The following is a 15774-nucleotide window of genomic DNA, read 5'->3' on the forward strand; positions in this document are numbered from 1 at the left end:
CCTCTTCAGCGATAGGTTCCAAGCCGAACCTTCAACAGTGTCGGCTTCGCAAGATTCAGTCCGTAGTCGACCTGATCGCCGTTCCAGCGCCGGGCCATGACCCAACGGCCCTTGTCGTAGGTTCCTTCTTCGACGCTCAGGAACTGTGACTGGTCACCGCCTGGCTTGTCGAGCGAGAAGCCAAGCCGGAGGTCGGTCCCAGCAATCAGGAATTCGTCATCGCCCAGCTGAATGATCGCTGCGCCGCCGACCGGCAGTTCCTTTTTCGGCGACATGGTCATGCCGTTCCATTCGGGCTGGCCGAATTGCCAACGGCCGTACATTGCGGTGATCTTCCATTTGCCGAGAACCGCAGTCTGATCCGACGCGTCCTGCGGCTTGGCGAATCCGGCCGTCGGGTGAGCGAACGCCAGCTTGGCCCAATCGCGGGAGATCGGCGCGAGCAAGGCAAACTTGGAAGCGAAGGCGTCGAGCGTCTCCGCGTCGAGCTGTTTCGCGCCAAGCGGAAAATTCGAATAGCCGGTCGTGTCCATACCGAACGGGGACCAGCCGATCGCCCCATTGCCGAGCGCGAGCCAGAAAAAGCGGGCAAACGGCACGTCATTCCCTGTTTCTGGAATGAACAACGGATTGTCCGGTCGCCGATAGTGACCGATCCAGCCGGCATATTTGGCGTAGTCGGAGGAGTAGATGTCGGGTGCCAGGATATCGATGTTCGGCGCCGCGACTTTCCAGATGTCGATGACGTTCCAGTTCGGCCCGCCGCTCGCGGTCCGAAGCACGCCTTCGAGCGTGAACGGATCGGACAGCGACGCATTCGCATACATCGGCAGGTTCAGCTCTGCTTTGCCCGCGGCGGCGACCTCATCGACGTAACGCGCAACATGCCAGGCGTTGAAGGCCTGATCCGCTGTGGCGCCAAAGGCTTGTGACCAGGTGCCGCTCCTGCGCAGCATGCGGGCCAGCTCCGCCGGGATCGGTTGCGCGAACAGGCGCTGCGCGGTCGGGGAGAAATCGCGCGGGATGTCGTAGCTGCCTGTCTCGTTCTGCACCTGCACCATGATGACGGTGTGCTGCGGATCGGCCCCGCGCAGATGTGACATCAGGGCTGCGAATGCCTTCTTGTCGGCCTCGAGTGTCGCGCGCCCGTGCGCCGACATGACGAAGTAGCTCTTTCCGTTCGGCGCGATCTCCCTTGGGAAGCGCCGCGTGTCGGACTTCACCCATTCGGGCGTGTATTGCGGATTGGTGTTCTTCCAGGTGCCGAACCAGAGCAACACCAGCCGGACGTCATTGTCGCGTGCTTGCTTCAGAAGTTCGTCGACGAACGTGAAGTCGAACCGGCCTTCCTGCGGTTCGATCTGTTCCCACGCGACCGGCATTTCCACGGCATTCGCCCGAAGCGTCCGGACCGTTGGCCAGACTTGCGGGAGGGCCGCCACGTAGTTGCTCGAATTGTTCACCTGCGCGCCGAGGATGAGAAACGGCGCGCCGTCCACAAACAAGGCGTGCCGGCCGTCCCTCGTCTCGATCTTGGGAAGCGGCGACCCTGCAAACGAAGGCGTGCTGAAGCACAGCAATAGCATCACAGCGAACTGACGCAGCATTGCCTTCAAGTCCCGCCCCCCGCGCCCGCGCAATCATTGCTTTCGAACCGCAACAACGGTTGCTAATGATAGCGCTATCATTGCCGTGGAACGGGATGCACCGGCATCCGGACCAAGGCAAGCGGGGAGAGACATTGATGGGGTATTTGCGCGTGGGAGCGGGCTGGCGTGCGCTCGCGATTGTCGGGCTTCTTGCGAGTACTGCGGGGGCGGCGCAGCCCAACGCATCGGCAAATCCGAACGCTTGGCCCAACGTCCATAGCCGCGTGGCTCTCAATCCCGCGCAGGAAGCGCGAATCGACAAGATTCTCGCAAAAATGACGGTCGAGGAGAAAGTCGCGCAGATCGTCCAGCCCGACATCTCCAGCGTGACGCCGGCAGACATGCGCAAGTACAAGTTCGGCTCGATCCTCGCCGGCGGAAACAGCGCGCCAGGTGGGAACGAGAAAGCGCCGGCCGCCGAGTGGCTGAAACTGTCCGATTCCTTCTGGAACGCAGGCAATTCCGCCGCGTGGGCGGGTGAAAAGATCCCGGTGATGTGGGGCGTCGACGCGGTCCACGGCCATGCCAACATCGTCGGCGCGACGATTTTCCCGCAAAACATCGGCCTGGGTGCAATGCGCAACCCGGAACTGATCAAGAAGATCGGTGAGGTCACCGCCAAGGAAATGGCAATCACCGGCATCGATTGGGATTTCTCCCCGACGCTCGCTGTCGTTCGCGACGACCGGTGGGGGCGGACCTACGAAGGGTTCTCGGAGGATCCCGAAATCGTCCGCTCCTATGCAGGCAAAATGGTGGAAGGTCTTCAGGGGGTCGCCGGAACACCGGAGTTCCTTGGGCCCGGCAAGGTCATTGCGACGGCCAAGCATTTCGTCGGCGACGGCGGCACGGCGAATGGCAAGGACCAGGGGGACAATCCTTCCACCGATCAGCAGATCAGGGACATTCACGGCGCCGGATATCCACCCGCAGTCGAAGCCGGCGTGCAGACGGTCATGGCGTCATATTCGAGTGTGCGCGGACAGAAGATGCACGGCAATCGTGAGCTCCTGACGAACAGGCTGAAGGGCGACATGCACTTCGACGGTTTCGTCGTCGGCGACTGGAACGGTCATGGGCAGGTTCCGACCTGCACGACGACGAGCTGTCCGGCGGCGGTCAATGCGGGCCTGGACATGTTCATGGCGCCCGACAGCTGGAAGGGTCTTTACGACAGCACGCTCGCACAGGTGAAATCGGGCGAGATCCCCATGACTCGGCTCGATGACGCGGTTCGTCGAATCCTGCGCGTGAAGTTGCGTGCCCATCTATTCGACAAGGGCGCTCCCTCGACCCGCCCGTATGCAGGCCGGTTCGACCTGCTCGGCTCGGCCGAACATCGCGCCGTTGCGCGGCAGGCGGTGCGCGAATCCCTGGTCCTGCTCAAGAACGAGGGCCAGCTCCTTCCGCTGTCTCCAAAGACCAACGTCCTGGTTGCGGGTGACGGCGCGGACAACATCGGCAAGCAGTCCGGTGGATGGACGATCACGTGGCAAGGAACGGACCTGACCAAGGCCGACTTCCCGCATGCTCAGTCCATTTTCAGCGGGATCGAGGATGCCGTGAAAGCCGCCGGCGGGACGGCCACTCTCAGCACCGACGGAAGCTATTCGCGCAAGCCCGATGTGGCGATCGTGGTGTTCGGCGAGAATCCCTACGCCGAAATGGTCGGCGACCGCCCCTCGCTCGAATTCAGCCCAAGCGACAAGAGTGCTCTTGAAACGCTCCGCAAGCTGAAGGCGGCCGGTATTCCGACGGTTTCGGTCTTCCTTTCGGGACGTCCGATGTGGGTGAACCCGGAACTCAATTCATCCGACGCGTTCGTTGCGGCATTCCTGCCGGGGAGCGAAGGGGGCGGCATCAGCGACGTGCTGTTCCGGGATAGCGCAGGAAACGTGCGGTACGACTTCCGCGGCAAGCTTTCCTTCAGCTGGCCGCGGCGAGCAGACCAGACCCCGCTCAACCGTGGGGACGCGAACTACGATCCTCTGTTCGCCTTCGGCTATGGTTTGACCTTCGCTGACAAGGTCAGCGTTCCCAAGCTTTCCGAGGAAAAGCCGGCTGCGGGTGCTGCGGGCGCCGACGGCGTCTATTTCGCTCGAGGCGCATTGCCGACCGGCTGGTCGTTCGCCACGTCGCCCGGCGTGAACGCTCGCGCGATCGATCGCCGCGGTCAGGAGGATACGCGTCTGTTCACCTTCAACGGTGGAGCGATGCAGTCGGTGCGCCTGACCACGAACCAGCCACTGGACATTGCGCGGGAGACCAATGCAGAACTCAGCCTGCAGGTGGAGTATAGCGTGCGCTCGGCGCCATCCTCCGTCGTCACGGTCGGGATGGAGGGCGTCTCCGTGCCGGTTACCGATACTCTGCGGTCCTCTGCGAAAGACTCGTGGCAGACGCTCACCATTCCGCTTCGCTGCTTCGCCAAGGCGGGCGCGGACATGGCGAAGGTGAGCACGCCTCTGGTGATGAGCACATCCGGACAACTGACGATTGCCGTGTCGGACGTTCGCATCGCCAGCGCAAACGTTCCTCAAGACCGCTGCGCCTTCTAGAACGATGGCAACTTGGAGAAGCCCTTGCGCGAGCATGATTGGTAGCGCTAACAGGGCCGCCGTGTCAGGGATCGATCTCAGGTGACTTCCGCCTTCTCGCCAGAGATGCTGCCAAGCGATTGCACCCGCGCGACTCTTGCGGGACGGCTGCTGCTCGATGAGGGACCGACGCCGGTTCTGATCCGACACGGCAGGGTCGAGGACGTGTCCCGCCAGGCGCCGACAGTTTCGGATCTTCTCGAGCGGGATATTGCGTCGATCCAGGGCGAGCATCTGTTCGATTTGGACGCGTTGTTTTCGCTGGAATGGAAGCGCTTCCTTTCGCCTTTCGATTTGCAGGTCATCAAGGCAGCGGGCGTCACGTTCGCAATCTCCGCAATCGAGCGGGTCATCGAGGAACGCGCCCGTGGCGATTATCGAGAAGCTGCGACGATCCGGGAAAAAGTCGAGGCGGCGATCGGCGGGGCAATTCGCTCGCTGGTTCCGGGAAGCGAGGCCGCGGACCGATTGAAAGCGACATTGATCGAGAACGGACTCTGGTCACAGTATCTCGAAGTCGCAATCGGTCCCGATGCGGAGATTTTCACCAAGACTGCTCCGCTCGCGAGCGTAGGTTGGGGCGCCGAGATTGGCGTGCGATCGGACTCGAGCTGGAACAATCCCGAGCCGGAAGTCGTGCTCGCTGTAAGCAGTCACGGAAAGATCCGCGGCGCGACCTTGGGCAATGACGTCAACCTGCGCGACTTTGAGGGGCGTAGTGCGTTGCTCCTCAGCAAAGCCAAGGACAACAATGCGTCCTGCGCGATCGGACCATTCATTCGCTTATTCGACGAGCATTTCACCATCGAGGATGTCCGCACTGCGGTGATCGATCTGGCGATCGAAGGCGATGATGGTTTCACGCTCGAAGGGCGTAGCCTGATGAGCGAGATCAGCAGGCCGCCGGAGGAATTGGTTCGCCAGGCGATGAGCGAGCACCACTATCCCGACGGCTTCGCCCTGTTCCTGGGCACATTGTTTGCGCCCACGGACGACCGTGATGAACCGGGCCGCGGATTCACGCACAAGATCGGCGATGTCGTCCGGATTTCGACGCCGACAATCGGCGCGCTGGTCAATCGGGTGACGACTTCGAAGGACGCGCCACCCTGGGAATTTGGAATGCGCGACTTGATGCGAAACCTCGCTTCGCGCGGGCTACTGGAAAGTGAAGTTCAATGACTGACACGCTGACGCATTTCATCGGCGGCGAAGCCGAGGCCGGCGATGCCGTCGGCGAGAGCATCAACCCGTCCAATCTCGATGATGTCGTCGCTCGCTATCCGAAGGCGACGCCGGCCGATGTCGACCGTGCCGCGAAGGCCGCTCGCGAGGCGTTTCCGGCATGGTCCGAAGCTTCGCCCGAAGTCCGCTCGGACGTTCTCGACCGCGCCGGCACTCTCGTGATGCAGCGCGCGAAGGAACTCGGCGAACTGCTGTCGCGGGAAGAAGGCAAGACGCTTCCCGAGGGCACCGGGGAAGTCATGCGTGCCGCGCGCATCCTCAAGTATTTCGCCGGCGAGGCCCTGCGGCGTCACGGCCAGGCGCTCGAGTCGACGCGCCCGGGCATCGATGTCACGACTCATCGCGAAGCGGTGGGTGTGTTCGGCATGATCACGCCGTGGAATTTCCCAATCGCTATCCCAGCGTGGAAGGCCGCGCCCGCACTGGCGTTCGGCAATACGGTCGTGATGAAGCCCGCAACTCCGACGCCTGCGATTGCGCATGCGCTCGCAGCCATCATCCACGAGGCTGGCGCGCCTCCGGGCGTGTTCAACCTCGTCATCGGCGAGGGTGGGATCGGGAGCGCGATTGTTGACCATCCGGAGATCGACGGCATTTCCTTCACGGGTTCGCAGGGCGTTGGCGCCTTGGTCGGACAAGGTGCCATCAAGCGGCAGGCGCGCGTTCAGCTCGAAATGGGCGGCAAGAACCCGCTCGTCGTTCTTGATGACGCGGACATCGAACGGGCGGTGACCTGTGCGATCGATGGCGCCTTCTTCGGCACCGGGCAGCGTTGCACCGCTTCGTCTCGCATCATTGTCACGGAGGGCATCCACGATCGTTTCGTGGAGGCTCTTGCGGAACGCGCTCGCTCTCTCAGGGTCGGCGATGCGCTCGATCCGACTTCACAGATCGGGCCGGCGGTCAGCCAAGGCCAGCTGGAACAAAACCTCAACTACGTCGAGATCGCGAAGGGCGAAGGCGGCAAGGTGCTGACCGGCGGCGAGGCGTTGAAGCTCGACAAGCGGGGTTACTACATGGCGCCGACCGTCATTTCCGACACGGCTCCCGATCAGCGGATCAATTGCGAAGAAGTTTTCGGACCGGTCGCAAGCACCGTGCGGGTCAAGGATTACGACGAGGCGCTGGAAATCGCCAATCGCGGCCAGTTCGGGCTTTCAGCCGGCATCGTCACCAATTCGCTGAAGCATGCCCGCGATTTCCGTTGGAAAGTGAAAGCGGGAATGGTGATGGTCAACTTGCCAACGGCCGGTGTCGATTATCACGTTCCGTTCGGGGGTACTCGCAAGTCGAGTTACGGCGCCCGCGAGCAGGGCTTCGCCGCGGTCGAATTCTACACGCAAACTAAGACCGTATACGTGGGGGGCTGAATTCATTGGCTGAGCAACAAACGGGCCGCGCGGCATACTCAAGCCTCCGCGGCAGGCGGGTATTGGTTACGGGCGGGGGCTCGGGCATCGGTGCGGCGATTGTCGAGGGCTTTGCGAAGCAAGACTCCGACGTTGTCTTCTTCGACGTATGCGAGAGCGAGTCGCGCGCCGTTGCCGATGCATGTGGCGCAAGGTTCGTCGTCAACGACCTCACAAATATCGCTGATACGAAGCAGGCGATCGCGAGACTCGAGAAGGAGGGTGGCCCGTTTGACGTCCTGGTCAACAATGCTGCGAACGACGACCGGCATTCGATCGATGATGTGACCGAGGAATATTGGGACAATCGAGTCAACGTGAACCTGAAGCACTTGTTCTTCTGTTCGCAGGCCGTGGTTCCAGGCATGCGGGCCAAGGGCGGTGGCGTGATCGTCAACCTCGGTTCGATCAGTTGGCACCTCGGTCTTCCAGACCTGGTTTTGTACCAGACATGCAAGGCCGCGATCGAAGGTCTGACCCGAGCGCTGGCCCGCGACCTCGGCACGCATAATATCCGCGTCAATTGTGTTGTTCCCGGAAACGTCCGGACGCCGCGTCAGCTCAAATGGTACACGCCGGAAGGTGAGGCGGAGATCGTCGCCGCGCAGAGCCTGAAGGGCAGGATGGTTCCGGAGGATATTGCGGCAATGGTCCTGTTCCTGGCTTCCGACGATGCCAGGTTCACCACTGGTCATAATTATTGGGTGGATGCCGGCTGGCGGTGAGACCGCGTCAGGGGAGGAATATGCGTCGACTAGCGTTCGTGCTCCTGGCGAGCACCTGTTCGGTTGCCAACGCCGCGCCGCAATTCAACAGCCTCTTCTCAGACCACGCCGTGCTTCAAAGGAACCGCCCGATCGCCGTCTGGGGAATGGCGGCGCCCGGAGAAAGGCTCAGTGTTTCGATCGCCGCTGTCGCTCGTTCGGCAACCGCCGATGCCAAGGGCAATTGGCGCGTCGAACTTCCGCCCATGAAGGCAGGCGGTCCCTTTGAGTTGAGCGCTTCGAGCGCTTCCGGGCGTGTGACGGCAGGCGATATCCTTGTCGGTGACGTCTGGCTCTGTTCCGGTCAATCGAACATGGAGCTGCCGGTCAGCCGTGGCCTCGACAGCTGGAACCAGACTCAGTCGGCGAACGATCCCGAACTGCGGGTCGTCACCATCCCGCATGTTTCCGGTTCGGCGGTGAAAGCGACGATCGAGGCGCCGATCAAGTGGCAAGCAATCACACCGCAAACGGTCGGCGATTTCTCCGCCGCCTGTTACTACATGGTTCGCGATCTCCGGCGGTCGCAAAAGGTGCCCATCGGCGCAATCAATGCGAGTTGGGGTGGAACCCCGATCCGTTCATGGCTGGATGAAACCGGCGCTGCAGCGACCGGGGGTGATGACTATGACCAGCTGAAGCTCTTCCGCAGAGATCCGACTGCCGCAAACAAGGCTTTCGGAGAGAATTGGGCTGCGTGGTGGCGAACCAAGACCGGCAACAAGCCGGGGCAGGAGCCGTGGAATGCCAGCGACAGACTGAACTGGGCGGCGGTCCCGCGGATTACGTATTGGGAACAGTGGGGCGATCGAAAGTTTGCCGACTTCAACGGCATGGTGTGGATGCGAAAGCGCTTCACCCTCACGCCCGCCGAGGCCGCGAAAGAAGCCACGATTTCCTTGTCCGTGATTGATGAGCTCGACGAGACATTCGTGAACGGGGTCGCTGTCGGCGGCAGCTATACCTGGGAGGCTCCGCGCAACTACCGGATCCCTGCCGGAGTCCTTCGCGCTGGCAATAACGAAGTTCTCGTCAACGTCTCCGATGGCTCTGGAGCGGGCGGCCTGAGTGGGCCTGCCGACCAGGTGAAGCTCACTCTAGCGGACGGCACGGTCAAGCCGCTGGGCGAGGGCTGGCAATACTCGGTTGTTGCTCAGGCCCCGAGTGGCGCTCCTCAAGCGCCCTGGGATTCGGCCCAGGGACTGACGGCGATCTACAACGGCATGATCGCGCCTCTTCGCGATTACGGCCTGACCGGAGTGGCCTGGTATCAAGGCGAGGCGGACGTCGGCCGGCCGGGCAGTTATGCCGACCCACTGGGAGCCATGATGCGAGGTTGGCGCGCGCAATTCCGGCAGCCGGAGCTTCCGTTCCTGATTGTCAGCCTCGCCAACTTCGGGCCCTCGGCGTCGAAGCCGGTTGTCAGTGGGTGGGCGGACCTGCGCGACCAGCAAAGACTAGGCGTCGGTCGCGATGCGAATGCGGCACTTGTCATCGCCATGGATCTCGGCGAGCGCCTCGACATTCACCCCGCGAACAAGATCGAACTCGGTAGCAGGCTCGCTCGCGCGGCCGAAGCGCGCGCTTATGGATCATCGACGCCGGTCGGACCCGAAGTCGTCGGTGCGCGACGAACGGCCAATGGCATCGAGGTCGAGTTCAAGGGTGTCACCGGTGCGTTGCAGACGTGGAGTGGCACGCGCGCACTGGCGTTTGAACTCTGCGGGACGACCCAAAAGAGTTGTCGTTATGCCGATGCAGTTGCTTCAGGAGCCAATGTACGCCTTGTCGATGATGGCAAGCCGGTGACGCGGGTTCGCTACGCGTGGGCCGATACGCCGGTCACCAATCTGTACGATGAGGCGCAGCTCCCGCCGGGACCGTTCGAGGTTCCGGTCAACTAATCGGCAACGGCGCGGCCCCGCGTCTCGGGCAGAAGCAACAGCCCGACGACCACCGTGAGTAGCGCCACCCCGACCGGGTACCACAGCCCTGAATAGATGTTTCCGCCGGCGGCCACGATCGCGAATGCAATGGTCGGAAGGAAGCCTCCAAACCAGCCGTTGCCGATGTGGTAAGGCAGGGACATCGATGTGTAGCGGATTCGCGCAGGGAACAGCTCGACCAGCAACGCGGCAATGGGTCCGTAGACCATCGTGACGTAGAGCACGAGGACGAACAGAAGCAGGATTGCAAGGCCGTGGTTCACCTGCGCGGGGTCGGCCTTGCTCGGGTAGCCCGCCGCTTTCAGGGCCTCGCCTGCGGAGGCCTGAAATGCCTTGATTGCACCTGCCTTATCGTCGCCCCCCAAGGTTGGCGCATCCGGCGCGAACAGAATCTTTTCGCCGATTACGAGCTGCGCTGGAGACCCCGGCAAAGCGGATTGATTTTCGTAGCTCACCCCGGCCTTGGCCACGAAGGCCTTCACGATATCGCACGAGCGCCGGTCGAACTTGTTCTTGCCCACCGGGTCGAACTGGACCGAGCAATCCGCGGGATCGGCAACGATGGTGACCGGCGAACGGGACTGCGCTGCCGCCAGCGCCGGATTTACCGCGCCGGCCAGCGCATGGAACAGCGGGAAATAGGTCAGCGCCGCCAACAGGCAGCCGGTGAGGATGATCGGCTTGCGCCCGATGCGGTCGGACAGCCAGCCGAAGAACACGAAGAACGGCGTTCCGAGCGCAAGCGCAGCCGCGATCATGATGTTGGTGCTCGCGCCGTCGAGCTTCAGCGTCTTCTCCAGAAAGAACAGCGCGTAGAACTGGCCGGTGTACCAGACCACAGCCTGACCGGCGACGGCGCCGAACAGTGCGATCAAGACCAGGCGGAGATTGGACCAGCGCCCGAAGGCTTCGGTCAGCGGCGCCTTCGACGTCGCGCCTTCAGCCTTCATGCGCTGGTAGACCGGACTCTCGTTGAGCTGCAGCCGGATCCACAGCGATACGCCAAGCAGCAGGATCGAAAGCAGGAATGGGATCCGCCATCCCCACGACGCGAACGCCTCTTCACCAATCAGCGAACGCGTGCCGATCACGATCAGCAGCGTCGCGAAGAGTCCCAGCGTAGCGGTCGTCTGGATCCAGCTCGTGAAGAATCCGCGCTTCCCCTCCGGCGCATGCTCGGCGACATAGATGGCCGCGCCGCCATATTGTCCGCCGAGAGCAAGTCCCTGGAGCAGGCGCAGCAGGACGAGCAGGGTGGGGGCCAGGATCCCCGCGGTAGCATAGCTCGGCAGCAGTCCGACGGCGAACGTGGAGAACCCCATGATCCCCATGGTGACGAGGAACGTGTTCTTGCGCCCGACGAGATCGCCGATCCGCCCGAAAACGAGCGCTCCAAACGGCCTTACGAAGAAGCCGGCAGCGAATGCCGCGAGGGCGAGGATGAAGCCGGTCGTCTCGTTGACGCCGGAGAAGAATTGCGCGGTGAGAATCGTCGCAAGGAGGCCGTACAGGTAGAAGTCGTACCACTCGAAGATCGTGCCTAGCGACGAGGCTGCAATGACCAGTTTCGAATTTTGGCTGGTGACCGAAGCATCGTCATTGGTGGCGGCCTCTGCTTCGGTTGCCATTGTTCCCCCTCAGTGATTGTGACGCGGAGTGCGGTTCGATGTGCCCCGGTACTTGACCGCGAACTCGAGTACCGCACCTTCGCCCATCTGGCCGGTCTTTTCGCGATACAACTCTTCCCAGGGCGTATTGCTCTCCGGGATTGGCGGGGGCGAATCCGTCTTGCGCCGCGCAATCTCGACGTCGTCGACGAGCGCGTCGCAGCGCCCGTTCTTGAGGTCGATCCGGATCGTGTCGCCCGTCCGCAGCCATGACAGCCCGCCGCCTGCAGCGCTCTCGGGCGAGGCATTGAGGATCGAGGGACTGTCCGACGTGCCGGACTGCCGCCCGTCACCCAGCGTCGGCAGGCTGGTGATACCACGCTGAAGCAGCGCATCAGGCGGCTGCATGTTCACGACTTCGGCCGATCCCGGCCAGCCGATCGGGCCCGAGCCACGAATGACGAGGATACAGTTCTCGTCGATGCCCAGCGAAGGATCGTTGATCCGATGGTGATAATCGTCGGAGCCATCGAAGACGACTGCGCGCGCCTCGAACACGTTCTCATGTCCCGGGCGACTGAGGTATCGATTCCGGAATTCCTCCGAGATCACGCTCGTCTTCATGATCGCGAAGTCGAACAAGTTCCCGTGCAGCACCAGGAAGCCGGCGTGCTCCTTGAGGGGCTGGGCATAAGGACGGATCACGTCGCGGTCCGTGGCCTCGCGACCATTGAGGTTGTCGGCTTGCGAGCGTCCGGTAACAGTAAGGGCGTCCGCATCGAGCTTGCCGGCCTGCAGCAGCTCCCACATCACCGCAGGAACTCCGCCAGCGCGATGGAAACGCTCGCTGAGGTATTGACCGGCAGGCTGCACGTTCGCGAGCAAGGGGATGTCGTAGCCGAACTCCATCCAGTCGGTCGGCCAGAGTTCCACACCCGCATGACGCGCCATTGCGACAATGTGCGGCTGGGCGTTCGTTGACCCGCCAAGCGCGCTGACGAGCCGGATCGCATTGAGGAATGATTGCCGCGTCAGAATCTTCGATGGGCGCAGATCCTCATACGCCATTTCGACGATGCGACGGCCGGTCTCGTAGGCGATCTGGCCGCGTTCCCGATACGGCGCCGGGATCGCTGCATTGCCGGGGAGGGACAGGCCCAGCGCTTCCGACACGGCATTCATCGTCGAGGCCGTGCCCATCGTGTTGCAATGCCCCGGCGAAGGCGCGGAGTCGGCCGCGCGGCGAAGGAACTCCGCCTCGTCGATCTTGCCTGCGGCGAGCAACCGCCGCGAGCGCCAGATAACCGTGCCGGATCCCACCAGCTCGCCCTCATGCCAGCCATCGAGCATCGGGCCGCCGGACAAGGTGATTGCCGGAATGTCGACCGTGCAGGCCGCCATGATGCTCGCCGGCGTCGTCTTGTCGCATCCGGTCGTGAGCACCACGGCATCGATTGGGTAGCCGTTCAGCGTCTCGACAAGCCCGAGGTAAGCGAGATTGCGGTCCAGCGCGGCGGTCGGCCGCCGGCAGTTTTCGAAGATCGGGTGCATGGGAAATTCCATTGGAATTCCGCCAGCATCGCGAATGCCGGCCTTCACGCGTTCCACCAGTTGCAGGTGGATGCGGTTGCATGGCACCAGGTCCGACCCCGATTGCGAGATGCCGATGACCGGCTTCCCGCTCCTGAGCTCGTCCGGCGTAAGGCCGTAGTTCATGTAGCGCTCCAGATAGAGCGCAGTCATGTCGCTCCGTCCCGGCGCGTCGAACCACTCGCGCGATCGGAACGGACGGACAGGCGTTCGCGTCATCCCAAACTCCGGAAGCGCAGGGCGCGGTCTGAAGAACCGCGCCCGAGACGCTGTTAGCCCTGCATTTCCTCGAGCTCTTTGCCCTTCGTCTCATGCACGAACTTTTGCACGAGGAAGAAGCTGATGACCGCGCAGACGCCATAGAAAACGTAACTGCCGGTCAGGCTCCAGGCGGCCATGGCCGGGAAGCTGAACGAGATGAGGAAGTTCGCGAACCATTGGCAAAAGCCCGCAACCGCAAGGGCGGACCCGCGAATCTGGTTCGGGAACATCTCCCCGAGCATGACCCACATCACCGGGCCCCAGGAAACGTTGAAGAAGATCACGTACAGGTTCGCAGCGACCACTGCGATCATGCCGAGGTCCTTCGACAGCACCAAATTGCCTTCGGGATCGAGCGACCCGTGACTAAAGGCGTAGACCATGACGAACAGCGTCACGGCCATGCCGGCAGAGCCGATCAGCAGCAGCGGCTTGCGCCCGATCTTGTCGATCACCGCGATGGTGATGAAGCAGGCGGCGATCGAAACGGCGCCCGAGACGATGTTGATCAGAAGCGCATCATTCTCGGTGAAGCCGGCGAGCTGCCAGAGCGTCGCCCCGTAATAAAAGATGACGTTGATGCCGACGAGCTGCTGAAACACAGCGAGCATGATCCCGACCCAGACGATTGGTCGAACACCCATGAATCCGTGCGAGCCCTCGGGCGCAAGAACGTCGCTGAGCCGCGGACGGTGATCGCTGCTGAAGGTCGCCCGGATTTCTTCCAGCTTGGTACTGGCGATATCGCTTCCGAACAGTTTGGTGAGAACTGTCGTTGCGCTTTCGTCTCGTCCCTTCGAGACGAGATAGCGCGGACTTTCCGGAATGAAGTACAAAGCGACAAGGAAGATCGCGGCCGGAATGGCCTGCATCAGATACATCCAGCGCCACGCTTCCAGGCCCAACCAGAAACTGGCGGTTGAAACACCGGCGGTGGCGGCCAGGAAATAATTGACCAGGAACGCGGCCGTCAGACCGGTGATGATCATGATTTGCTGGACGGTCGTCATACGCCCGCGAATGCTCGCAGGGGCGACTTCCGAGATATAAGCGGGCGAAAGAACGCTCGCGGCGCCCACGGCCATGCCGCCCAGAATCCGCGCGAGCACGAATAACAGGTGGTCGTGGGAGAGGCCCTGCACAATGGCCCCGATCAGGAAGAGCAGGGCGGTCAGGCGCATGACGTTGCGGCGACCGAAGATGTCAGCGAGCCGACCGGCGAAAAACGCGCCGATGAAGCAGCCGATAAGGAGCGACGCCACCGTGAAGCCGAGCCCGTTGCTGGGCGAGAAGCTGCCCGGAACAAGGTTGAATGCTGCGGTCAGGCCGGGCTGGGTACCGTTCACGGCACCGCTGTCATATCCGAACAGGAAACCGCCAATCGTCGCGACCGCGACGATTGCGCCAATGTACCCCATGTTGGCACGCTGTGGACTTGCCTCAACCATACTCTCTCCCCGCATGGCGCGAATCGGTTGACCCGCCACTGATTGTTAGCGCTAACTTGTCGCGTGCCCCTGACGAATTGCAAGGGGCACCATCTAACTGTTTCCCCGACCTCCAAGCTCAGGCGGCGGGCCGGAAGATTCGCGGACAATCAGTTCGTGCTCGAGCACGCGCTCAGCTGGAACCGGCGGCAAGCCGTGACGCCGGCTCCGCAAATCCGCGAGCAAGAGATCCATCGCTGCGGCGGCCATTGCGGCAACCGGCTGACGGATGGTGGTCAGCTCGGGCCAGACTGTCGTCGCGGGCGAAGTGTCGTCAAATCCGACCACGCTGAGATCGCCGGGAACGTCGAGCCCGCGCCGGTGAGCGACGCTGACAACGGCCGCTGCCATGTCATCGTTGCTTGCGAAAATGGCGGTGGGCCGATTGGGGCTGTCGAGCAGTTTCTCTGCCGCTTCCAACCCGGAGCGGAACGTAAAATATCCCTGCTCGACCTGCACATCGGCGGGGTCGAGTCCCGCGGCCTGGACAGCCGCGCGAAAGCCGCGCTCACGCTCGGTGCCGGCAATGTGCTGGGGATGCCCCTTGATCAAGGCAATGCGGCGATGGCCGAGATTGATGAGGTAATTCGTGATCTCGGCAGCCGCGCCGAAGTCGTCGATGCGAACGTTAAGCGCGTTGGCGTAAAGCTTGCCCATTGCGACAGTGACCACCGGCGTTTCCGACTTCGCGAGCTCGGTCAGAATGGGCACGGACTCCGACAGCGGCGGCGGGAGGATGACGCCTTCAACGTCAGCCGCTGCGATGTGTGTTGCGGCCTGGGTGTGCGCTGACTCGTCCTCGTCTTCGCAGGCTTCGATGACCAGGTGGGTGCCGGTCTTGCGCGCTTCGTCGAGCGCGCCGACAAGGAATTGGCTAAGATACGCGGCGCTCGGGTTTGAATAGAGCAGACCGACGTGAGTCGCCTCGCCAGCAGCGAGGCTCCGAGCGGCCATGTTCGGCGAATAGCGGAGCTCGCTGACGGCCTTCAGAACGCGGGCGCGAGTTTTGTCGCGGACGTTCTTCTCCTTGTTGATGACGCGTGACACCGTCATCGCGGAGACGCCGGCCGCCCGCGCAACATCCTCGATCGTGACGGTCCCCCGGCTTCGCCTGCTGGGCTTGTTCACAGAAGCCATTGGCAAACGGCTTAGGTGCGCAATCGCCCCATTGCAACGGCGACGCTCGTCCGTATGGTAGCGCTATCATATTTGGCTGACA

Annotated in this window: 10 protein-coding genes; 5 read left to right on the top strand and 5 right to left on the bottom strand. The window is 62.5% G+C overall.

The annotated features are described in order from the left end of the window. Positions 1-5: 5 nt before the first annotated feature. Positions 6-1607, bottom strand: a complete 1602-nt coding sequence (locus ABD928_RS13555; protein ID WP_187714843.1) for a DUF5597 domain-containing protein — start codon at positions 1605-1607, stop codon at positions 6-8. Between the two features lie 137 nt (positions 1608-1744). Between ABD928_RS13555 and ABD928_RS13560 the strand changes: the two genes are divergently transcribed. The 5 genes from ABD928_RS13560 (at position 1745) to ABD928_RS13580 (ending at position 9568) form a co-directional block, all read left to right on the top strand. After that, on the top strand, positions 1745-4207 hold the full coding sequence (locus ABD928_RS13560; RefSeq protein WP_345169648.1) for a glycoside hydrolase family 3 protein: 2463 nt from the start codon (positions 1745-1747) through the stop codon (positions 4205-4207). Between the two features lie 105 nt (positions 4208-4312). Continuing rightward, positions 4313-5428, top strand: coding sequence for a fumarylacetoacetate hydrolase family protein (locus ABD928_RS13565; RefSeq protein WP_187714842.1), 1116 nt, complete (start codon positions 4313-4315; stop codon positions 5426-5428). Beyond that, positions 5425-6861 (top strand): aldehyde dehydrogenase family protein, encoded by a 1437-nt coding sequence (locus tag ABD928_RS13570; protein WP_345169651.1) that lies wholly within the window; start codon positions 5425-5427, stop codon positions 6859-6861. The genes ABD928_RS13565 and ABD928_RS13570 overlap by 4 nt, the downstream gene beginning before the upstream one ends. 62 nt (positions 6862-6923) lie before the next feature. After that, the gene (locus ABD928_RS13575) at positions 6924-7625 is read left to right on the top strand and encodes an SDR family NAD(P)-dependent oxidoreductase (protein WP_345169653.1); all 702 of its coding nucleotides are present in this window, start codon (positions 6924-6926) and stop codon (positions 7623-7625) included. Positions 7626-7645: 20 nt separating this feature from the next. Beyond that, the gene (locus tag ABD928_RS13580) at positions 7646-9568 is read left to right on the top strand and encodes a sialate O-acetylesterase (protein WP_345169657.1); all 1923 of its coding nucleotides are present in this window, start codon (positions 7646-7648) and stop codon (positions 9566-9568) included. Here the strand turns inward: ABD928_RS13580 and ABD928_RS13585 are convergent. From ABD928_RS13585 to ABD928_RS13600, 4 genes are all read right to left on the bottom strand, one after another. After that, a complete protein-coding gene (locus tag ABD928_RS13585) occupies positions 9565-11238 on the bottom strand; it encodes an MFS transporter (protein WP_345169660.1) in 1674 nt (557 codons plus the stop codon). The genes ABD928_RS13580 and ABD928_RS13585 overlap by 4 nt on opposite strands. Before the next feature lie 9 nt (positions 11239-11247). After that, positions 11248-13026 (bottom strand): IlvD/Edd family dehydratase, encoded by a 1779-nt coding sequence (locus ABD928_RS13590; protein WP_345169662.1) that lies wholly within the window; start codon positions 13024-13026, stop codon positions 11248-11250. A gap of 53 nt (positions 13027-13079) precedes the next feature. Beyond that, positions 13080-14516, bottom strand: coding sequence for a sugar porter family MFS transporter (locus tag ABD928_RS13595; RefSeq protein WP_187714839.1), 1437 nt, complete (start codon positions 14514-14516; stop codon positions 13080-13082). A gap of 93 nt (positions 14517-14609) precedes the next feature. Continuing rightward, complete coding sequence (locus ABD928_RS13600) at positions 14610-15692, bottom strand: LacI family DNA-binding transcriptional regulator (protein ID WP_345169665.1); 1083 nt, start codon at positions 15690-15692, stop codon at positions 14610-14612. Positions 15693-15774 lie beyond the last annotated feature (82 nt).

This window comes from Sphingomonas daechungensis, from assembly GCF_039543105.1.
GTDB classification, from domain to species: Bacteria; Pseudomonadota; Alphaproteobacteria; order Sphingomonadales; family Sphingomonadaceae; genus Sphingomicrobium; species Sphingomicrobium daechungense.

Bases quoted from the DNA above. Each gene is read 5' to 3' on its own strand.
- ABD928_RS13565 (WP_187714842.1), top strand. From the start codon at position 4,313: ATGCTGCCAAGCGATTGCACCCGCGCGACTCTTGCGGGACGGCTGCTG.
- ABD928_RS13570 (WP_345169651.1), top strand. From the start codon at position 5,425: ATGACTGACACGCTGACGCATTTCATCGGCGGCGAAGCCGAGGCCGGC.
- ABD928_RS13560 (WP_345169648.1), top strand. From the start codon at position 1,745: ATGGGGTATTTGCGCGTGGGAGCGGGCTGGCGTGCGCTCGCGATTGTC.
- ABD928_RS13585 (WP_345169660.1), bottom strand. From the start codon at position 11,238: ATGGCAACCGAAGCAGAGGCCGCCACCAATGACGATGCTTCGGTCACC.
- ABD928_RS13590 (WP_345169662.1), bottom strand. From the start codon at position 13,026: ATGACGCGAACGCCTGTCCGTCCGTTCCGATCGCGCGAGTGGTTCGAC.
- ABD928_RS13595 (WP_187714839.1), bottom strand. From the start codon at position 14,516: ATGGTTGAGGCAAGTCCACAGCGTGCCAACATGGGGTACATTGGCGCA.
- ABD928_RS13600 (WP_345169665.1), bottom strand. From the start codon at position 15,692: ATGGCTTCTGTGAACAAGCCCAGCAGGCGAAGCCGGGGGACCGTCACG.
- ABD928_RS13555 (WP_187714843.1), bottom strand. From the start codon at position 1,607: ATGCTGCGTCAGTTCGCTGTGATGCTATTGCTGTGCTTCAGCACGCCT.
- ABD928_RS13580 (WP_345169657.1), top strand. From the start codon at position 7,646: ATGCGTCGACTAGCGTTCGTGCTCCTGGCGAGCACCTGTTCGGTTGCC.